The organism is Halomonas halocynthiae DSM 14573, assembly GCF_000425725.1.
Taxonomy (GTDB): domain Bacteria; phylum Pseudomonadota; class Gammaproteobacteria; order Pseudomonadales; family Halomonadaceae; genus Halomonas; species Halomonas halocynthiae.
Window position 1 is genome coordinate 58,440 of record NZ_AUDZ01000013.1, and the last position, 18,247, is coordinate 76,686.

Genomic DNA, 18,247 nt, shown 5'->3' on the forward strand with positions numbered 1-18,247 from the left:
CTCTCGGCGTGTCCTGAAAAGGGCTTTTTTTATGGCTAATCTCGAGCCCCTGACCATCACCGCCATCATGTTTTTCTCCATGCTGGTATTGATGTCGATGGGCGCCCCCCTTGCCTGGGCACTGATGATATCGGGCATGGGCAGCGCCTACGTAATGTTCGGGCCAGGCGGCCTGGACCTTCTGCTAGCTTCCGCCTTCGGCGCTATGGATAACTTCCTGCTGGTTTCCCTGCCGTTATTCATCTTCATGGGGCTGGTGCTCGAACGCTCAGGTATTACTGATAATCTGTTCGAGATGATTCACAAGCTAATGGGCGGTTTGCCTGGCGGCCTCGGCGTTGGCACGGTACTGATCTGCGCACTAATTGCTGCTATGGCCGGTGTTTCCGGCGCAGCCACCGTGAGCCTGGGAATCATCGCCCTTCCCGCCATGCTCAAGCGCGGCTATCACAAGCGCTTAGTGACTGGCACCATAATGGCTGGTGGCGCATTAGGCTTTCTGATACCACCTAGCGTACTGATGATTGTCTACGCATTCTTGGCTCGTGAGTCTGTCGGCAAACTGTTCGCTGCAGGCCTGATGCCGGGCTTGATGCTGGCCAGTATTTATATGGTTTATATTCTGGTTCGTTGTCGCATCAACCCTTCTCTTGGGCCACCCGCTCCAGAAGAAGAACGCTTTACCCTGAAGGAAAAGATAGCGTCGTTACGTCACCTGGTTGCCCCAGGCCTTCTCGTTTTTACCGTACTTGGCTGCATCATCGGTGGTATCACATCGCCATCTGAGGCTTCTGCCGTCGGCGCGGGGGGTGCCTTACTGATCGCCGCAATGCGTGGCAAAGTCAACTGGCCGCTGCTGCGTTATGTCATGCTCAATACCACCAAAATCACCGGCATGCTGTTGTGGATTACCATTGCTGCAGTTTTCTTCAGCAAAATCTACACGGGCCTAGGTGCTGGCATGATCCTCTCTGAAATGATCGAGGATTACAGCCTATCGCCCTATACGGTGATCATTTTCATGCTGGCGAGCTTTTTCATTCTTGGTATGTTCTTGGACGATTTCGCCATTCTGTTCATCACCATTCCGCTCTATGTGCCAATCGTCAATGAGCTAGGATTTGATACCACTTGGTTTGCTGTACTATTCATTCTGAGTATGCAGTCAGCCTACCTGACACCACCCTTTGGCTACAATCTCTTCTACATGCGCTCGGTGGCACCCAAAGAAATCACCATCACCGATATCTACCGTTCTGCACTGCCTTTTGTGGCACTACAGATACTGGGCTTGGCATTAATTGTTGCCTTCCCCGCGATTGCTTTATGGCTGCCTGAAACCTTGTTCTAATCTCGGCTCAAATCACAGGCTATGCTTGTGTGAGATGAGTCATTACTCAAGAAAGCTCAGCATCTTATGCTGGGCTTTTCTTTTTGGCCTTGATCAAAAAAGAGCGCCAAGCTCTTGTCATTAGGCAACCACTTCTCTCTGATATACTCAGCAAACGTTACTTCACCTTCCTTGAAAGGCAGCGATACGCTCATGCACAACCCGAGCCCAACGACAACAGCTGATACGTTATTACGCCGGTTCCACCGCAACCGACGGCGCAAAGAAACTCGCAACACAACACTAAGCGTACTGCTGCTGGCCGCTGTAGTTGGCTGTATCGCTGGCTTCATCGGTGTTATGTTCAGCCGGCTTGTCAATTGGGTAACCACGCTACGCACCGAGTCTGTTATTGAGCTGAGCCTCTGGGCCTCTGTTCCCTTAATGTTCCTTCTCTCAGGCGGACTAGCCATGCTGGGCTATCTGCTAGTACAACGACTTGCACCAGAAGCTGGTGGCTCAGGCATCCCTGAAATCGAAGGTGCCTTGCAGGACATACGGCCCGTGCGCTGGTGGCGGGTCATCCCCGCCAAGTTTATTGGTGGCGTGGGAACCTTGGGCGCTGGCATGGTACTAGGCCGTGAGGGGCCCACTGTGCAAATGGGCGCTAATGCTGGGCAGATGGTCCATGACATCTTCAGGCTCAACAACAAAAACTCCCGACATACACTGCTCGCAACGGGAGCAGGTGCTGGGCTAGCCGCGGCCTTCAACGCGCCTCTTGCCGGGATTCTTTTGATCATTGAGGAAATGCGCCCCGAGTTTCGCTACAACCTGGTTTCCATTCACGCCGTCACCATCGGCGCCATCATGTCTACGATGGTCTATCGTTTTTTTGATGGGCAGCTACCGATGCTTGAGATAGCACAGAGCCTGCTGGCAGCGCCGCTTGAAACCTATTGGCTTTACTTAGTGCTTGGCATCTGTTTTGGCGTCGTCGGCATTATGTTTAATACCTTGATACTGAAGGCTCAGCTCGCCTTTCAGCGCTTCAATAGCAAGAGCAAATTACGCTTTATCATTACCGGCGGTGTTATCGGCGGAAGCCTAGGTGCTATTGGGCTGCTATACCCCAGCATCAGCAATGATGGCTTTCACCTGATTGAGCGCATCAGCGTCGGCCACTTTTCTTTGGCTTTACTGGCCAGCATCTTCTTCTTACGCCTGCTCACAACCGTGGCTAGCTTCAGCTCTGGAGCACCAGGCGGTATTTTCGCCCCAGTATTGGCACTAGGTACGTTGTTTGGCACGGCCTTTGGCATGGCTGCCATTCTTATTTTTCCTGACTACGAACTGCAGGCAGGCACCTTTGCCGTGGCTGGCATGGGCGCTCTATTCGCCGCGACAGTACGCGCGCCGCTCACTGGCACCATTCTCGTATTAGAAGTCACTGCGAGTTACCAGCTCATTATGCCAATGATCATTACCTGCTTAGGCGCCACTCTCGTGGCTCAATTACTCGGTGGAAAACCTCTCTACTCCCAGCTACTAGAACACATCCTAGAACGCCAAAAACAAGCGGAGCTAGACGACGCGCCACGCTGAGCACCACAAAAAAACGCCCAATATCGTTAGATACCGAGCGTTTTTTGCATCAACGCAGAGCTGTTTCAAAAAGCTAACGCTATTGCAAAAACCATGTTAAAACAAAGCATTCAAGCTCAAATTACGCGCTAGAACACCAGCTCAAGACTTCATGTCTTCGAAAAACTTCTTCACTCCATCAAAAAAGCTCGTCTTTTTCGGCGAGTGGTGACTATTGCTGCCGTCCATGCTGTCCTGAAAACGCCGCAACAAGTCTTTCTGTTCGTCGTTAAGCTTGACCGGCGTTTCAACGACTACACGGCACAACAAGTCGCCAGCAGGACCACCACGCACAGGTTTGACCCCTTTGCCTTTCAGGCGGAACATTTTTCCGGTCTGCGTTTCAGCGGGTATTTTAAGCTTAACCCGCCCGTTCAGCGTAGGCACTTCAAGCTCACCACCCAGGGCAGCATCAACGAAGTTAATTGGTACTTCACACTGCAGGTGACGCCCATCACGCTCGAATATTGCGTGCGGTTTAATCGCTACCTGAACATAAAGATCACCCGGCGGGCCACCGTTAACCCCGGCCTCACCTTCACCACTGAGGCGAATACGATCTCCCGTATCCACACCAGCAGGAATTTTCACTGACAGCGTCCGTGTCTCGCGCACGCGCCCTTCGCCGTTACACTTATGGCATGGCACCTTGATATGCTGACCCGAGCCATGACACGTTGGGCAGGTTTGCTGCACGGCAAAAAAGCCCTGCTGCATACGCACCTGCCCCATACCCTGACAGGTAGGACACGTTTCCTTGGTTGATCCTGGCTCCGCGCCTTCGCCATCACAGCGCTCGCACTCCACATGCCGTGGCACACGGATATCTACGCTGGTACCCGATACGGCACCTTCTAGATCTACTTCTAGGTTGTAACGCAGATCACTGCCACGCTGCGGTGCGTTTGGGTGACGACGCCCGCCACCGCCTCCGCCAAAAATATCACCGAAGACATCACCAAAAATATCACCAAACCCGCCAGCACCTGCACCAGCACCGGCGCCAGCCTGACCATCAACACCAGCATGGCCGAACTGGTCATAAGCCGCGCGCTTTTCGCTATCGGTCAGAACTTCATAAGCCTCTGTCACCTCACGAAATAGCTCACTGGCTTTTTCGTCATCCGGGTTGCGGTCCGGATGATGCTTCTGCGCTAGGCGTCGATACGCTTTCTTGATTTCTTTCTGGTCGGCGCCGCGATCAACGCCCAGCACTTCATAGTAATCACGCTTGGACATGAGTCTGTCCGCCTCCATAGCGGCTCTTTACAAACACCAACGCGGGAGGCTGGCCCCCGCGCTGGCATTGCCCCTGATTCAGGCGTCGTGGTTTATTGCTTTTTCCCGTCGTCCTTGACTTCTTCGTACTCTGCATCAACCACATCTTCATCTTTCTGGGTGCCTGAATCCTGCGCAGCACCTTCAGCCTGTGCCGCGTCGGTCTCGGCGTAGAGCTTTTGCGCCAAATTGCCTGACGCTTCGGTCAACGCATCCAGCTTAGCTTGAATTTCATCCTTATCATCGCCTTTAAGCGCTTCTTCAAGCTCAGAAGCTGCTGCTTCAATGGCCTGCTTATCTTCTTCACTAGCCTTGTCACCGGCTTCTTCCAGTGTTTTGCGAGACGCGTGAACCATGCCGTCAGCCTGGTTGCGCAGCTGAACAAGCTCTTCAAACTTCTTGTCTTCGTCCGCATGAGCTTCAGCATCGCGTACCATCTGATCAACTTCTTCATCAGACAAACCGCTGGATGCCTTGATCACGATCGACTGCTCTTTGCCCGTCGCCTTGTCCTTGGCAGACACGTTGAGAATACCGTTAGCGTCCAGGTCAAAGGCAACTTCGATCTGCGGCATGCCGCGCGGTGCTGGCGGAATGTCACTCAGGTCAAAACGGCCCAGCGACTTGTTGCCCGAAGACTGCTTACGCTCACCTTGCAGCACGTGAATGGTCACGGCTGTTTGGTTGTCATCCGCTGTTGAGAAGGTTTGCGTCTTCTTCGTCGGGATAGTGGTATTTTTCTCGATCAGGGCTGTCATCACGCCGCCCATGGTCTCGATACCCAGCGTCAACGGTGTCACGTCAAGCAACAGTACGTCTTTAACATCGCCGCCTAGTACACCGCCCTGAATTGCCGCACCCACAGCCACCGCTTCATCAGGGTTAACATCACGGCGCGGCTCTTTACCAAAGAACTCGGTTGCCTTGGCTTGAACCAACGGCATACGCGTCTGACCACCAACAAGAATAACATCATCAATATCTGATGCTGACAGTCCTGCATCCTTCAACGCGGTCTGGCAAGGCTTCAACGAACGCGCCACCAGCTCTTCCACCAACGACTCCAGCTTGGCGCGAGTCACCTTAACGTTCAGGTGCTTCGGCCCAGTGTTATCAGCGGTGATATAGGGCAGATTAACATCTGTCTGCTGGGCACTGGACAGCTCAATTTTGGCTTTCTCAGCGGCTTCTTTCAGACGCTGCATGGCCAGTTTGTCGCTGGACAGATCCATGCCACTATCAGCCTTGAACTGTTCAACCAAATAGTTGATCAGCGCCATGTCAAAATCTTCACCACCCAAGAAGGTGTCACCGTTGGTCGCCAACACTTCAAATTGGGTCTCACCATCAACATCGGCCACTTCGATAATCGAAATATCGAAGGTACCGCCACCCAAGTCATAGACTGCTACCGTTTTATCGCCACGGGATTTATCCATGCCATAAGCCAATGCAGCGGCAGTCGGCTCGTTAATGATGCGCTTAACGTCGAGTCCTGCGATGCGGCCAGCGTCTTTGGTCGCTTGGCGCTGGCTATCATTGAAGTAAGCCGGCACAGTGATAACCGCCTCGGTAACTGCTTCACCAAGGTAGTCTTCAGCCGTTTTCTTCATTTTCTTAAGAATTTCGGCGCTGACCTGAGGCGGTGCAAGCTTGTTGCCTTTCACCTCAACCCAAGCATCACCACTATCAGCCTTGGCAATGGTGTAGGGCACCATTTTAATATCTTTTTGAACTTCATCATCATCAAAACGACGACCAATCAAACGCTTGATCGCGTAGATGGTGTTCTCAGGGTTGGTGACAGCCTGGCGCTTTGCCGACTGCCCCACCAGAATTTCGCCGTCTTCGGTATAAGCGATAATCGAAGGGGTTGTACGCCCACCTTCAGCGTTCTCGATTACTTTAGACTCGTCACCATCCAGAACCGCCACACAGGAGTTAGTGGTTCCCAAGTCAATACCAATTATGCGTCCCATAGGAATGTCCTCGAATTCAGTGTTGCAAATATTTTTTAATGTTCAGCTGTTTCGACGCTTAACGCCGGATGCTTACGTATTTGGGGGTTCTCGACGGCTTTTCAAGGGGCCGGAAAACCTTTTTGACAGCATCCAGAAACAACCATAATGATTACCCAGCCGCTTGGCTGACCACCACCATCGCTGGCCTGACCAAACGGCCGTTCAGCACGTAGCCCTTTTGCACGACATCCATAACAGAGTTCGGGTCAAGCTCAGGGTTAGGCACCATAGCCACCGCCTCATGAAACTCTGGCGTAAAAGGTTCGCCATGGGGATCCAGCACTTCAACACCACACTTTTCAAGCACATCAAGCTGCATTTTCAGCGTCATGGCCACGCCTTCACGATGCGCTTGCGAGCCGTCCTGCAATGTTTCCAGCGCCTTTTCCAGGCTGTCGACTACTGGCAGCAGCTCCTTGATAAACTTTTCCAGCGCAAATTTACGCGCCTTAGCCGCTTCCTGCTCAGCACGCCGGCGCACGTTCTGCGCTTCAGCGGCAGCACGCAACGCCTGGTCCTTAGCCGCATCCACCTCTTGCTGCAGCTCCTCAACGCGAGCCGCCAGCAAGTCAGCCTCTGGATTATCCGACTCGTCAAGTGCCACAAGTGACTCGTCTTCCGCTTCCACAGCGGCATCGATAACATCCTGCGGATCAGTAGTGGTATCTTCTGGCTCAGCCTGCGGCTCGCCGTCTTGTTGCTGGCGAGCCAACTCGTCGTCCAGCGGGGTCTGTGAATCTTTAGCCATGTGCTTCTCCTGAGTAACAATCGACAGCTAGCATGCCGTCGGCAGGACGGGGGAAATGATGAACGTGTATATGGGGATTGCGTTAACAAACTCAAGGCATGAAATAGGCCAATAAGAAATAGTGTGCGTTGTTCACTGCCTTCAACTACTGTATAAAACATCAATACACTGCACAGATAATCAGCCGACTGGATCGCCTCAGGGAGGCCTCATGCTGACAGAACTCGCCATTCGCAACTTTGCCATTGTCGACCATCTCGAACTCGAGTTAGACAACGGCATGACCGCTATTACCGGAGAAACAGGTGCTGGCAAGTCCATTTTGCTGGGCGCACTCGGGCTCTGCTTAGGCGAGCGCGCTGATACCGGTAACGTTCGCCATGGCTGTGAGCGAGCAGACATAAGCGCCCGGTTCGATATCTCAACGCTACCGCGCGCCCAACACTGGCTGACTGGACGCGACCTGCCTAGCGACGACTGCCTGCTACGTCGAGTTATCACCCGAGCAGGCCGCTCCAAAGCCTGGATCAATGGCCAACCCGCAACCATCGCCGACCTCAAGGAAATTGGTGAATACCTAATCGAAATTCACGGCCAGCACGCCCATCAAGCGCTTCTGCATGAAGATAACCACCTGCGATTATTAGACGACTTTGCCGGCCATGGTGAGGCCGTCACGGCGATGTCCAATACGTTTCAAGAATGGCAAGACCTTAAACGCCGTCTCAAGCGCATGGCCAATGACAGTGATGAGGTGCGCGCGCGCCGCCAACTACTACACTACCAGGTTGAAGAACTTGACCAACTGGCACTGAGTGATGGCGAAAGCCACCTGCTTGAAGAAGAACAAGAAGCCTTAGCACATGCCGAAGAGCGGCTGCGTGAAGCACAGTTTGCCATAACCTGTTGCGACGGTGACGAAAACCAGCATGGCGGCGCACTTTCATTACTGCAACAGGCCATCAGCCACCTTTCGACACTACCGGGCAGCAACCGCGGAAACCTGGCCGAAGCCCTGGGCATGCTCAGCGATGCCTGTATTCACGTCGAGGAAGCCAGCCGTGAGCTGAATCACTTCACTGCCAGTGTAGAACTTGATCCCGAGCGTCTAGCACACATTGAAAGCCGCCTTGGGGAAGTACACCGCATCGCTCGCAAACACCATGTAGCAGCCGAGGAGCTGCCAACCCTGCATCAACGCTTAGCTCATGAGCTTGCCGAACTGGATGGAGGTAGCGATGCACTGGAAACCCTGGCGACTCAAGCATCTGAACTTGAAACGCTTTGGCACGAACAGGCAAAAGCGATCAGTAAGCAGCGCCTCAGCGCTGCCCGTCGCCTTGGTAAAGACGTTCAAGAACAGCTGACCTTCCTGGCCATGGACAAAGCACGTTTTGAGGTTGCTCTGGAAGCACGCACTCGGCCCGCACCGGAAGGACTGGATCGCGCGCGTTTCTTGATCAGCGCCAACCCAGGCCAACCCGCACGCCCCTTAGCTAAAGTCGCTTCTGGCGGCGAACTATCGCGCATCAGCCTGGCAATTCAGGTGGTCGCCGCACAGCACTCCACCATCCCTAGCCTCATATTTGATGAAGTTGACGTTGGTATTTCAGGCGCCACAGCAGAAATCGTTGGCCAATTACTCAGACGCCTCGGCAACCATGGTCAAATCATGACCGTCACCCACCTGCCTCAGGTGGCAGCCCAAGCTCACCAGCATCTGCACATTTCCAAGCAGGCCGACGACGATGACACCCTGACTCAAATGGCCCTACTTGACGAAGCAGGCCGAGTTGGCGAACTAGCCCGTATGCTTGGCGGCATGACACTCACAGATCAGACACTGGCCCACGCCAGAGAGATGCTGAGCGCCAGCCAGCGTCCTCACCATTAGTCGGGAGCCGGATCAACGACGCAATCAAAAAAGGCCGCGGTTATTCACCACGGCCTTTCGGCTAAAACGGTTATCACCAAACCTTTCTTACTTTCTAATCGGCGCGTCCTGACGAGTCGTTTTGGAGCCTTTACGCCTCACATAAAGCACTAAGGCATGATCAACCAGCTCAAAACCATGCTCTTCAGCAATTTCCTGCTGACGTTTTTCAATAAGCTCGTCATAGAACTCAAAAATTTCACCGCTATCCAAGCACACGATATGATCGTGATGCTCTTCGCGTGTGAGCTCAAAAATCGCATGGCCACCGTCAAAATTATGGCGCGTCACAAGCCCAGCCGCTTCAAACTGCGTCAAGACGCGATATACTGTTGCCAGTCCCACATCATCACCAGCGTCCAATAATGTTTTGTAAACATCTTCGGCACTCAGGTGGCGCGTACCACTGGCTTCTTCAAGGATATGCAGGATTTTGACGCGCGGCAGGGTCACCTTGAGACCAGCGTTGCGTAATTCTTGATTCTGGTCGTTCATGATTGCTCTTCGCAGTATGGTGTAGGGTCGGTTATGATCAATTTACCAACGATAGTGAAGAACAGGCCCAAATGCAAAAGCTGATCAAAATCATCGCCCTTACCGCAGCAGTCTCGCTAATCAGTGGCTGCAGTTACTTCGGTGTTTACAAGCGCGATCTCGCGCAAGGTAACCTGATAACCAACGACATGGCCAGCCAGCTACAACCAGGCATGACACGCCAACAGGTTCTCAACCTGATGGGTACGCCGCTGCTGAAATCATCGTTCGACGCCAATGAGTGGGACTATATGTACCGTCTCGACGAAGCCTACGGCGGAATCGAGCAGCGCAGCTTGACGCTGACCTTCAACGGTAACCAGCTGGCTAACATTCAACGGCATGGCGACTTTTCTGAGCCCCCCGCACTACTCAAAGAGCGCGGAATTGGCCCAGCTTCTGGTGGCAACCAGCAAGAAGGCACTGTGCTGGACCGGCTAAAAAGCCAAGACCAGAACTAACCTCTGGTTACAGGTTCAGGCAGCATGCGTAGCAAATGAGGGGCGGCTCATCCATGGCCGTGCCTCTTTGCTCGCGCCAAGCGAGCAGCCTTGGGGTCAATGTTGAGCGGACGATAGACCTCAACACGGTCACCTTCGCGCACAACGTGTACTTCAGGCTGCTTCAGTTGCTTACCAAAGATCCCCAGGCTCGCCTGAGTGAAACTGCTGGATGACAGTTGCGGAAAATAATTCTCTAATCGCGCCATAGCGACGGCCTCACGCGCTGTCGTTCCCTCAACAACTTGCAGCTCAACAATGCATTGGCGCTCCGGCAGAGCAAAGGCCACCTCTACCGCCAACTTGCTGTCATTATCAGCCATCAGCCTGATGATCGACCATAAATCTGGTCGGCCCGCTGCGTGAACGCCTCAACCAACTGCCCAGCCACCTGTTTGAACAGCTTGCCAAAGGCCAAACCCAAGAGCCGGTTGGCGAAGTCAAACTCCAGCTCCAGGCTCACTCGACAAGACGCATCACCCATGGGCGTAAATAGCCAACGTCCTTTCAGGCGCTTAAACGGCCCTTTAACCAACGATAACTCTATACGCTCAGACTCATACAACTCATTACGCGTGGTAAAACTCTGTTCGATACCGGCGCCCCCAAGAGTCATCTCCCCTACCAGATACGTCGCCTCGCGCTCAATTAAGCGCGAGCGACGACACCCTGGTAGAAACTCTGGGTAGCGTTCAAAGTCATTGACCAGATCAAACATCTGTTTAGGGGTATGCCGCACCAGGGCAGACCGATTCACCGTTGCCATTAAGCTCTCCGCTGACTTCACGTGTTTCAGGGCGTATCATGAGCAGTAATTCAAGGTTTGAATGATATCACGCCTCACCGCCACCGGAGAGACACTCATTCATTGCCCATAAATGTAAGCAAGACAGTAAAAGATAACTCGAGGTTTCATGGCCACCAAAAAAAGCAAGGGCCCAGGAAATAACGTCATCGCCCTCAACAAAAAAGCGCGCTTCGAATACCATATTGACGAGGTATTTGAAGCCGGCTTGGTGCTGGCTGGCTGGGAAGTCAAAAGCATGCGTGCTGGCAAGGCGCAACTGACAGACACCTACATCCTGATAAAAAACGGGGAAGCTTGGTTGCTCGGCAGCCATATCATCCCGCTCAATACCGCCAGCACTCATGAGGTGGCGGACCCCACCCGCACCCGTAAGCTGCTATTGCACAGAAAAGAAATCGCCAGGATTTTTTCGCGCACCCAAGACAAAGGGCACACCTGCGTACCGCTCAAACTTTACTGGAAGGGCAACCGAGTCAAATGCGAGCTGGCTGTCGTCACCGGCAAAAAACTGCATGACAAACGCGCTACGGAGAAAGACCGTGACTGGCAACGCCAAAAAGGCCGTATCATGCGTGAAAACGCAAAAGCCTGACGCCCTCTGTCAAATGGGTGAAACACCTGGCTGACAACACCACGCTTTACCTGCTATAGTGACCGCGTATTTGGGGGCGACATGGTTTCGACGCTGATGACAACCCCTTAGGTGCATGCCGAGAGCGTGATGTATCTCGTAAATCCCACATCACAATTGAATAGTCGCAAACGACGACAACTACGCTCAGGGCGCGCTGGCAGCTTAATAGCCGCTAGCTTCTAGTCCGGCCCGGCGGCAATGTGCCCATTCATTGCCAAAGGGATATGAGCTCAGAATGATGGGATCGCGGTTGGCCCTGTCCTCGTGTCAATCGCTAAACTTTAGAGGAATCGCGTCAAGGGATCCTGCCCGTCGGAGCCCAAGACGTTAAATTAAATGACGGACCTAAGCATGTAGAGCCGATGGGCGAGTATTGGCGGACGCGGGTTCAATTCCCGCCGCCTCCACCACCTACCTAAATTCAGATGCTTCCATATAGGTCTGAATGACGCTGAAAAGCCCGCCCCGAGCGGGTTTTTTTGTGTCTGTATGCTTTCACATAACCCCGTACAGCATTGCGCACCGTGTATGCCTGTGTGTATGCTTTACGATATGTTGAACCAAAGGCATACAAGATGAAACGCTCCCAGATTAAACGACGCCCCTTGGCTGATACCGTGCTGGCCACACTGGAACCAGAGGCCAAGGCATACAGGGAACTGGACGGCAGCGGCCTTTACTTCAGGGTGAGGCCCAACGGCTCCAAGTCTTGGGAACTGCGCTATAAGAAGCCAGACGGCAAGTGGTCGTGGATTGGCCTTGGCGGATATCCAGAGACTAGCGGCAGCTTAGCCCGTGAGAAAGCCGACCAACTTAGGGCAGACGCAGCGAAGGGAGAGAATCCCATCGTTTCTAAGCGTACAAGAGAAGCCGCAACCCTAGAAGCTGCCAACAGCACCTTTGAAGCGCTGGCGCGAGAGTGGCACACCAACAAGCGACAGAATTGGACAGACGGCACAGCTACCCGCGTAATTGGCGCACTGCAAAAGCATGTGTTCCCAAAGTTCGGCAAGCGCCCTTTCACCGACATAACGCCGATGGAGTGGCTAGAGTTCCTGCGCAGCCTGGAAAAGACAGGCATCGTTGAGCAAACCAGCCGCATACGCGCTATCTGCCGGGAAGTGTACGACCTGGCGCTAGTGAGTGGGCGCATCCAGTACAACCCATTGGAGAGCCTGCATAAGCACCTGACCACCCGCCGAGCGGCCAACTATTCCCACGTTAGCCAAGACGAACTGCCCGCCCTACTTCGCGCCATTGGCTCTTATCCCCATGCTGAAGATGTACGCCTTGGCCTGATCCTGCTATCACGCCTCGCTGCCCGCCCTTCAGAGCTAAGGGAAGCCCGCTGGGAAGAGTTCGACCTAGACAAAGCATTGTGGACGATCCCCGCCGAACGGATGAAGCGCCGCCGTGAGCATACTGTTCCGCTGCCTAAGCAGGCCATTGAAGCCCTTCAGAACCTCCACCAACTGACCGGGTACCAACCCCTTCTATTCCCGGGCCGCAGCGACAAGACAGCGCCACGCTCCAACACGGTATTCATCATGGCACTACGCCGCCTTGGCTATGAGGGACGCCAGACCGGGCACGGTTTCCGGCATATCGCTAGCACGATCCTGAATGAACACGGCTATAACGCTGACCATATAGAGGCCCAGCTATCACACGTTAAAGACGGTGTGGCAGGTGTCTACAACAAAGCGCAATACATCGAACAGCGCCGCGTAATGATGCAGTGGTACGCCGATCACCTGGATAACTTGCAGCGCGGCAACGTGGTGGAGATGAAGCGGGCATGAGCAAGGGCGCTTGGGAAGCTGTTTACTGGGAGTTGTATAAAGTCCAAAAATGGCCGGGGCAAGCCAGTATTATTGCTGCATACGTGAGCGAGTGGGAAAAGACCGGGAACGCTTTTTATATCGACGCAGCAATAGCAGCACTCAAAGAGGCGGGTCTTCCGGTAACTCCAACCATTCAAAGTGAGGTAGCGAAAGCAGCACTCAAGCGTCTGGACGATACAGGACGTGGGGGTGGGCGAAAGGTAGTTAAAAACTCAGTAGTTTTAGACGCGGCATTCAAGCTAATGATGAATCTTGTTTATAAAAAGAGAATGGGCATTGATGCCGCTGCTAGCAAAGCGGCCATGTACGTACACCAAAAGTACGAGGGGTTTGGAGCAAAAACCTATAAAGCGTCTTACTTGGCCAAGTGTTACACCGAGCAAATTAGGCCAGAGAGAGAAAAGCAGTTCTTCGCATACCTAGACAGTTATGAACCAGAACACAAAGAACGATGGGATGCAGTAATGCATTTGTTTCCTGACGCCCCGGATGAACTAATTGGGAATCGGCGCGATTAACAAGGGAGAAATTGAATTTATTTTTCTCCCCTCACTTACTGAAGCTAGAGGCATAGCTTAGTGAACGTCACTCATACAGAGGCGTTCCCATGAATATCGAAGCACTACCTCAAGACCAAAAGTTAATCACCAAGCCCAACCTATGCCGCGCTATGGATATGACCCGTAGCGGCATCGACAAGCTGCTGAAGAATGATCCCAGCTTTCCCCGCCCGCTAAAGTTCAGCGATAGCCAGCAAGCAACTTGTTACTTCCCCATTGCTGAGGTTAACGCCTGGCTAGAGGCCAAGCTGGCCGAGCGAGGTGCAGCATAATGACCTTGCAACGCTTACCAATGCCGTTATATGCTTCAAGGGCTGGCGCAAAATCGTCAGCCGGGCGTGAGAACCCGAGTTCAAATAGGCGCACTAGCGCCCCCATTGACGGCGCTTTTTTATTGCCCGTCAGTTATGGCGGCTGTGCGTGGGCAGGCTTCGGCTTGGCCGGTTTCCTATTTGACCGGTTTCTCACCCCGCGTATGGTCGCCACCCAATCCCGTGAGAAGGATCGTGGCGACTCCAATCAAATAGGAGTCACACCGATGAAGCTATTCCCTACCCGAAATCCCGCCGAAAAAGCAGCCGCCCATCGAGCAATGGCTAAAGCCGCCTTATTTGCTGATAGCAGCGCTAAAACCCGTCTCCGCAAGTACAACCACCACATCGAAAAAGCCCGCGCCCTAGAGGCCGAGCAAGCCCACATTCGTCGCAGCCGTCTGATGCAGGCTTACGACACCTTACGCGCTGAAAACGCGGAGGTGAGCCAATGAGCCTATTCAAAATCACCTTCGCCCGCACTGGTCAAGAAACCGTCATTGAAGCCACCGATTGGCGTGATGCTGTGCGCCAAACTGGCCGTCGTGATGCCTGCTGCATAATTAACGATGCGACCGGCAGCCCCCCAGTAGAGGTGTGGTTTGATGCTGATTCACCGCAAGGAATCGGCGCCCAAACTGTAGAGGGCGCACTGGCTGGTGCTGTTGCCTACCTGGATTCTCAGGAGGTGGCCCAATGATGCCCATAGCCATTAACTGCGACCTACGCACCCGAACCATTCGCTTCCAGTTCACTAACCCGGATCGCTTCTTAACAGCCGAGCAGGCGCTTGCTAGCGGTTTAGTCAATCACCTTGAGTTCGAGGAGATGCAGCGCGAAGCCCAGGCATTTAGCAAGGAGACTGGCCTATGACTCCTACCGACCAAAACTACCTAGCCCGCGCTGCCCTTTCTGGTGACGCCCGGCATATGACCCGGTGCGCGACCATTCTTGATGGCGTGGCCGAGCTTCTAATAGATCCAAGCATTGACGGTATTCGCCGGGAAGCCCTGATTGAAACCTTACGCCTAACCGCTGAGGTATTGGACGAACGTGCCGCTTGGTTGAGCGAGGAGGGGCTATGCAGAGCGCAATAAAAACGCCCGACCGAAGCCGAGCGCATAAAAGTACTGTTCAAGCCAATAATAGCACCCGCCCGGACGTTTACGCCATCTTGGATCGACTCGACAAGGTGAAAGAAAACGGGCCGGGGCGTTGGCTGGCGTGCTGCCCGGCACACCAAGACCGCTCGCCTAGTCTGGCGGTGCGTGAAACCTCAGACGGCACCATCCTGATGAAGTGCTTCGCAGGATGCCCAACGGGGGACGTGCTAGCCGCTATCGGCCTGGAGCTTAAAGACCTGTTTCCTGAGCGTGATAACGACGCATACACCACTAGCAAGCGCCCTGGGGAGCGTTGGGTTCCCCGTGACGTATTGGCAGCGGTAGCGCGTGAAGCCCTGATTGCGCTGTTAGCGGCTGAGGCTGTGCATAGCGGGACGCTGTTATCTGATGACGACCGCAACCGCTTGGCGGTGGCTGCTGGCCGTCTGAGGGCTGCCGCAAAGGAGGTGGGCGCTCATGTTTAACGCGGCTGAAAACTGGCTAGACCAGCAAGTCGATAAGGTGACGCCCCCGAGGGCGTTACCGCAAAGCCTCCCCGAAGTGCCGAGCTTTCAACCGGAAATGTTGCCGGAAGAGCTGCGCGACTATGTGCTCGACGTTGCCCAACGTATCCAGTGCCCGCCGGAATACTGTGCAGTATCGGCGCTAGCCCTGTTAGCTGGCTTGGTAGGCCATAAAGTGCGTATGCGCCCGAAGCAGCATGATGACTGGGAAATTGTCATTGTGCTGTGGGCGGTGCTGGTGGGCGACCCTTCAGCAATGAAAACCCCGGCAATCAAGGCAATGCGCTTTGCTATTGACGCCATTGAAGCGGAAGCAAGGAGAGAGCACGAAAAGGGCGTTAAGGCTTACAAGGAAGAGATTGAGCTGTTCGAGATCGCTAAAGCAGCGGTTAAGAAAAAGGCTAAGGATCAGGCCGCCAAAGGCGAAATGGATGCAGCCAAAGAGACCTTGGGGAGTATCAAGGAGCCTGAGTCCCCCGGGCCTGCTGAGCGCTACATTCTGAATGATGCAACAGTGGAAAAAGCGGGCGAACTGATGAACCAGTTTGATCACCACTTAACCATCTTACGGGATGAACTGGCGGGCCTGCTGGCAAAACTTCAGCAAGAAGAGAACGCCGCTGAACGCGCCTTCTACCTAGAGTGTTTCAATGGTGATTCACGATTCACTTATGACCGCATTGGCCGGGGAACGGTGGCTATTGAACGGTGCGCCTTAAACATCATTGGCGGCATTCAGCCAAGCAAGCTAGCGCCTATCGTGCGAGGCGCTAAGGGGACAGTTAACGATGGTTTGATACAGCGTTTCCAACTGGCTGTTTGGCCAGACGGCAAGTCTTCTTGGAAGTGGATCGACCGCAAACCTGACCCTAAAGCCAAAGAGCGTTTTTCCCAGGTCTTTTACCGCCTGCACTCGCTGGAGCTAGGTGTTGATGATGATGGAACCCCGCCCGCGTGGCGCTTCACTGCCGACGCCCAGGCGTTGTTCATTGAGTGGATGACAGAGATCAACGTCGAGTGCCGTTCCGGCAACATTTCCCCACTAATGGCTGAACACTTGCTAAAGATGCCCAAGACGGTGGGTAGCTTGGCGCTGCTGTTCGCCGTGATAGATGGGGAGCAAGGCAGCGTGGGCAAGACCTCTACCGCAAGAGCCCTTGAGTGGGCCGACTTCCTGCGCACTCATGCCGAACGTTTGTATAGCGCAGCCACCAACAGTGGCATCCAAGGTGCCAAGTTGATTTTGAAGCGCCGCCAGAAGCTGCCTCACCCGTTCAAGGTGAAGCAGGTACAGCAACGCGGCTGGCAAGGGTTGGACACGACCGAGGCCGTGCAAGGGGCATTAGATGTACTTGTTGAACATGGCTATCTGACTGAAATGGAGGTGCCGACAACCGGAAGACCACGCATCGACTTCTATTGGCATTCGGAGTACGTGCCGAATCAGGAGGGCGAGTAATGGGACGCTGGCTTGAAAAAATAGAAAAAGGGGATAGTGACACCCCCCGTAAACCACCTAAAAGCCCTTTAGGGGCTTTAGGGGGGGAGGTAGATGGGCCTTTTTCAGAAAAAAACGAAGATAACCACCCGGTAACGTCTACCGATTGGCTGGAATGGATCGCTGAACGCTGCCCACTGGTGCCGGAAGATTACCGCCATGTGGCCACTGGCCTTCTACGCCTTCACCCACGAATGCAGCAACGCTTGGCTGAGCGCTATGTAGAAGAGTGGCGCGCCGCTGCCGACGATGAACCCACGTACCACAAACGCGATAACGCTGGCCGCCGCGCCGCTAACCTAATCATTACACGCCTAAAGAGAGGTGCCGAGCATGTCTGAAGTGACCATTGAGCAACTGCAAGCCGATAACGAAAGCCTTACCGCCGAACTGGAAAAGGTGAAAGCCAAAAATGCCGAGCTATTGGGTAAAGTAAAAAAGGCCCAACAGGGTAGCGGTGAATACTCTGAACGCCTGGAAGCCCTAGAGGCCGAAAACCAGAGCCTTAAATCAGAGCTTCGCGCCTTTACCTTCGACGCCCCGGTTAATGCTGTGTTTAAGGAAGTCAGCGGCGCTGGCTCTATCTTCAGAGAGTCGTTTGAGAAGCACTTCAGCATTATTCAGGATGAATACGAGGGCCGTTTCTGGATCCACGACAAAGACGGCAATCCCGTTTATAAAACGGTGCAGCAAGGCAAATACGGCAACCGCGAGGAGCCGCGAGAGCTAACGTTCAATGATATTCGTGACGTTATTCAGGATCACAGCTTAGCGGAACTGGATTTTTTCCTTCCCAAGCCTAAAGGCGGTGGCGCGCTTGGTAATGATGGCCGTCATTATTCCCGCCCCGCTCCTGCTGCTGACAAGCCGAAAGAAGGATCGGATAACGTGCCAACCTTTGGTATGCGGTGATATAGTAAACGGGTGGCCCTAATGGGGCTGCCCTTCTCGCCCTAATGGGGCAAAGCCCACTAACC

General features: G+C 53.8%; 22 protein-coding genes and 1 other RNA gene. 17 read left to right on the forward strand and 6 right to left on the reverse strand.

Going from position 1 to position 18,247, the window contains the following annotated elements; genetic code table 11:
- Positions 1 to 31: 31 nt before the first annotated feature.
- Positions 32 to 1,351 (forward strand): TRAP transporter large permease, encoded by a 1,320-nt coding sequence (locus H616_RS0100290; protein WP_027965560.1) that lies wholly within the window; start codon positions 32 to 34, stop codon positions 1,349 to 1,351.
- A 114-nt stretch (positions 1,352 to 1,465) separates the two neighbouring features.
- Positions 1,466 to 2,935 (forward strand): H(+)/Cl(-) exchange transporter ClcA, encoded by a 1,470-nt coding sequence (gene clcA, locus H616_RS0100295; RefSeq protein WP_338035741.1) that lies wholly within the window; start codon positions 1,466 to 1,468, stop codon positions 2,933 to 2,935.
- A 141-nt stretch (positions 2,936 to 3,076) separates the two neighbouring features.
- On the opposite strand, the gene dnaJ is transcribed toward clcA, so the two are convergent.
- The 3 genes from dnaJ to grpE form a co-directional block, all read right to left on the reverse strand.
- Positions 3,077 to 4,213: a molecular chaperone DnaJ gene (dnaJ, locus tag H616_RS0100300; protein ID WP_027965562.1), complete on the reverse strand. Its 1,137-nt coding sequence runs from the start codon at positions 4,211 to 4,213 to the stop codon at positions 3,077 to 3,079.
- A 92-nt stretch (positions 4,214 to 4,305) separates the two neighbouring features.
- The gene (gene dnaK, locus H616_RS0100305; protein WP_027965563.1) at positions 4,306 to 6,231 is read right to left on the reverse strand and encodes a molecular chaperone DnaK; all 1,926 of its coding nucleotides are present in this window, start codon (positions 6,229 to 6,231) and stop codon (positions 4,306 to 4,308) included.
- Positions 6,232 to 6,382: 151 nt separating this feature from the next.
- Complete coding sequence (grpE, locus tag H616_RS0100310; RefSeq protein ID WP_027965564.1) at positions 6,383 to 7,021, reverse strand: nucleotide exchange factor GrpE; 639 nt, start codon at positions 7,019 to 7,021, stop codon at positions 6,383 to 6,385.
- Positions 7,022 to 7,232: 211 nt separating this feature from the next.
- Here grpE and recN point away from each other — a divergent pair, with 211 nt between their 5' ends.
- Entirely contained in the window at positions 7,233 to 8,915 is a 1,683-nt protein-coding gene (gene recN / locus H616_RS0100315) for a DNA repair protein RecN (protein ID WP_027965565.1), read from the forward strand.
- Positions 8,916 to 9,002: 87 nt separating this feature from the next.
- Here recN and fur read toward each other — a convergent pair whose 3' ends face one another.
- Positions 9,003 to 9,449, reverse strand: coding sequence for a ferric iron uptake transcriptional regulator (gene fur, locus H616_RS0100320; RefSeq protein WP_027965566.1), 447 nt, complete (start codon positions 9,447 to 9,449; stop codon positions 9,003 to 9,005).
- Between the two features lie 71 nt (positions 9,450 to 9,520).
- Between fur and H616_RS0100325 the strand changes: the two genes are divergently transcribed.
- Positions 9,521 to 9,949 carry an outer membrane protein assembly factor BamE gene (locus H616_RS0100325; protein ID WP_035572217.1) on the forward strand — a complete coding sequence of 143 codons (429 nt, stop codon included), beginning with the start codon at positions 9,521 to 9,523 and terminating at the stop codon, positions 9,947 to 9,949.
- Positions 9,950 to 9,996: 47 nt separating this feature from the next.
- Here the strand turns inward: H616_RS0100325 and H616_RS0100330 are convergent, their stop codons facing one another.
- Together H616_RS0100330 and H616_RS0100335 are read right to left on the reverse strand one after the other, a co-directional pair.
- Positions 9,997 to 10,311: an RnfH family protein gene (locus H616_RS0100330; protein ID WP_027965568.1), complete on the reverse strand. Its 315-nt coding sequence runs from the start codon at positions 10,309 to 10,311 to the stop codon at positions 9,997 to 9,999.
- Complete coding sequence (locus tag H616_RS0100335; protein WP_027965569.1) at positions 10,311 to 10,754, reverse strand: type II toxin-antitoxin system RatA family toxin; 444 nt, start codon at positions 10,752 to 10,754, stop codon at positions 10,311 to 10,313. The genes H616_RS0100330 and H616_RS0100335 overlap by 1 nt, the downstream gene beginning before the upstream one ends.
- A gap of 148 nt (positions 10,755 to 10,902) precedes the next feature.
- Between H616_RS0100335 and smpB the strand changes: the two genes are divergently transcribed.
- The 13 genes from smpB to H616_RS0100395 all read left to right on the forward strand — a co-directional run bounded on the left by smpB (position 10,903) and on the right by H616_RS0100395 (position 18,182).
- Positions 10,903 to 11,388 (forward strand): SsrA-binding protein SmpB, encoded by a 486-nt coding sequence (gene smpB / locus H616_RS0100340; RefSeq protein ID WP_027965570.1) that lies wholly within the window; start codon positions 10,903 to 10,905, stop codon positions 11,386 to 11,388.
- A gap of 72 nt (positions 11,389 to 11,460) precedes the next feature.
- Positions 11,461 to 11,840, forward strand: a transfer-messenger RNA (tmRNA) gene (gene ssrA, locus H616_RS15325).
- Between the two features lie 165 nt (positions 11,841 to 12,005).
- Positions 12,006 to 13,232 (forward strand): tyrosine-type recombinase/integrase, encoded by a 1,227-nt coding sequence (locus H616_RS0100345; protein ID WP_027965571.1) that lies wholly within the window; start codon positions 12,006 to 12,008, stop codon positions 13,230 to 13,232.
- Positions 13,229 to 13,792 carry a hypothetical protein gene (locus tag H616_RS0100350; protein ID WP_027965572.1) on the forward strand — a complete coding sequence of 188 codons (564 nt, stop codon included), beginning with the start codon at positions 13,229 to 13,231 and terminating at the stop codon, positions 13,790 to 13,792. The genes H616_RS0100345 and H616_RS0100350 overlap by 4 nt, the downstream gene beginning before the upstream one ends.
- Before the next feature lie 89 nt (positions 13,793 to 13,881).
- Positions 13,882 to 14,106 carry a helix-turn-helix transcriptional regulator gene (locus H616_RS0100355; RefSeq protein WP_027965573.1) on the forward strand — a complete coding sequence of 75 codons (225 nt, stop codon included), beginning with the start codon at positions 13,882 to 13,884 and terminating at the stop codon, positions 14,104 to 14,106.
- Positions 14,106 to 14,600: a hypothetical protein gene (locus H616_RS15495; protein WP_035572219.1), complete on the forward strand. Its 495-nt coding sequence runs from the start codon at positions 14,106 to 14,108 to the stop codon at positions 14,598 to 14,600. Before H616_RS0100355 ends, H616_RS15495 begins: the two co-directional genes overlap by 1 nt.
- Positions 14,597 to 14,845: a hypothetical protein gene (locus H616_RS0100365; RefSeq protein WP_027965574.1), complete on the forward strand. Its 249-nt coding sequence runs from the start codon at positions 14,597 to 14,599 to the stop codon at positions 14,843 to 14,845. The genes H616_RS15495 and H616_RS0100365 overlap by 4 nt, the downstream gene beginning before the upstream one ends.
- Complete coding sequence (locus H616_RS15500) at positions 14,842 to 15,018, forward strand: hypothetical protein (RefSeq protein WP_156906399.1); 177 nt, start codon at positions 14,842 to 14,844, stop codon at positions 15,016 to 15,018. Before H616_RS0100365 ends, H616_RS15500 begins: the two co-directional genes overlap by 4 nt.
- On the forward strand, positions 15,015 to 15,242 hold the full coding sequence (locus H616_RS0100375) for a hypothetical protein (protein WP_027965575.1): 228 nt from the start codon (positions 15,015 to 15,017) through the stop codon (positions 15,240 to 15,242). The genes H616_RS15500 and H616_RS0100375 overlap by 4 nt, the downstream gene beginning before the upstream one ends.
- Positions 15,227 to 15,733 (forward strand): CHC2 zinc finger domain-containing protein, encoded by a 507-nt coding sequence (locus H616_RS0100380; protein WP_051233846.1) that lies wholly within the window; start codon positions 15,227 to 15,229, stop codon positions 15,731 to 15,733. Before H616_RS0100375 ends, H616_RS0100380 begins: the two co-directional genes overlap by 16 nt.
- On the forward strand, positions 15,726 to 17,231 hold the full coding sequence (locus tag H616_RS13880) for a YfjI family protein (RefSeq protein WP_051233847.1): 1,506 nt from the start codon (positions 15,726 to 15,728) through the stop codon (positions 17,229 to 17,231). The genes H616_RS0100380 and H616_RS13880 overlap by 8 nt, the downstream gene beginning before the upstream one ends.
- A complete protein-coding gene (locus H616_RS0100390; protein WP_027965577.1) occupies positions 17,231 to 17,611 on the forward strand; it encodes a hypothetical protein in 381 nt (126 codons plus the stop codon). Before H616_RS13880 ends, H616_RS0100390 begins: the two co-directional genes overlap by 1 nt.
- Entirely contained in the window at positions 17,604 to 18,182 is a 579-nt protein-coding gene (locus H616_RS0100395; RefSeq protein ID WP_027965578.1) for a hypothetical protein, read from the forward strand. Before H616_RS0100390 ends, H616_RS0100395 begins: the two co-directional genes overlap by 8 nt.
- The last annotated feature ends 65 nt before the right edge of the window (positions 18,183 to 18,247 follow it).

Excerpts from the sequence above, each read along its gene's own strand:
- H616_RS0100290 (WP_027965560.1), top strand. The coding sequence starts at position 32 with ATGGCTAATCTCGAGCCCCTGACCATCACCGCCATCATGTTTTTCTCC.
- dnaJ (WP_027965562.1), bottom strand. The coding sequence starts at position 4,213 with ATGTCCAAGCGTGATTACTATGAAGTGCTGGGCGTTGATCGCGGCGCC.
- dnaK (WP_027965563.1), bottom strand. The coding sequence starts at position 6,231 with ATGGGACGCATAATTGGTATTGACTTGGGAACCACTAACTCCTGTGTG.
- grpE (WP_027965564.1), bottom strand. The coding sequence starts at position 7,021 with ATGGCTAAAGATTCACAGACCCCGCTGGACGACGAGTTGGCTCGCCAG.
- recN (WP_027965565.1), top strand. The coding sequence starts at position 7,233 with ATGCTGACAGAACTCGCCATTCGCAACTTTGCCATTGTCGACCATCTC.
- fur (WP_027965566.1), bottom strand. The coding sequence starts at position 9,449 with ATGAACGACCAGAATCAAGAATTACGCAACGCTGGTCTCAAGGTGACC.
- H616_RS0100325 (WP_035572217.1), top strand. The coding sequence starts at position 9,521 with ATGCAAAAGCTGATCAAAATCATCGCCCTTACCGCAGCAGTCTCGCTA.
- H616_RS0100330 (WP_027965568.1), bottom strand. The coding sequence starts at position 10,311 with ATGGCTGATAATGACAGCAAGTTGGCGGTAGAGGTGGCCTTTGCTCTG.
- H616_RS0100335 (WP_027965569.1), bottom strand. The coding sequence starts at position 10,754 with ATGGCAACGGTGAATCGGTCTGCCCTGGTGCGGCATACCCCTAAACAG.
- smpB (WP_027965570.1), top strand. The coding sequence starts at position 10,903 with ATGGCCACCAAAAAAAGCAAGGGCCCAGGAAATAACGTCATCGCCCTC.
- H616_RS0100345 (WP_027965571.1), top strand. The coding sequence starts at position 12,006 with ATGAAACGCTCCCAGATTAAACGACGCCCCTTGGCTGATACCGTGCTG.
- H616_RS0100350 (WP_027965572.1), top strand. The coding sequence starts at position 13,229 with ATGAGCAAGGGCGCTTGGGAAGCTGTTTACTGGGAGTTGTATAAAGTC.
- H616_RS0100355 (WP_027965573.1), top strand. The coding sequence starts at position 13,882 with ATGAATATCGAAGCACTACCTCAAGACCAAAAGTTAATCACCAAGCCC.
- H616_RS15495 (WP_035572219.1), top strand. The coding sequence starts at position 14,106 with ATGACCTTGCAACGCTTACCAATGCCGTTATATGCTTCAAGGGCTGGC.
- H616_RS0100365 (WP_027965574.1), top strand. The coding sequence starts at position 14,597 with ATGAGCCTATTCAAAATCACCTTCGCCCGCACTGGTCAAGAAACCGTC.
- H616_RS15500 (WP_156906399.1), top strand. The coding sequence starts at position 14,842 with ATGATGCCCATAGCCATTAACTGCGACCTACGCACCCGAACCATTCGC.
- H616_RS0100375 (WP_027965575.1), top strand. The coding sequence starts at position 15,015 with ATGACTCCTACCGACCAAAACTACCTAGCCCGCGCTGCCCTTTCTGGT.
- H616_RS0100380 (WP_051233846.1), top strand. The coding sequence starts at position 15,227 with ATGCAGAGCGCAATAAAAACGCCCGACCGAAGCCGAGCGCATAAAAGT.
- H616_RS13880 (WP_051233847.1), top strand. The coding sequence starts at position 15,726 with ATGTTTAACGCGGCTGAAAACTGGCTAGACCAGCAAGTCGATAAGGTG.
- H616_RS0100390 (WP_027965577.1), top strand. The coding sequence starts at position 17,231 with ATGGGACGCTGGCTTGAAAAAATAGAAAAAGGGGATAGTGACACCCCC.
- H616_RS0100395 (WP_027965578.1), top strand. The coding sequence starts at position 17,604 with ATGTCTGAAGTGACCATTGAGCAACTGCAAGCCGATAACGAAAGCCTT.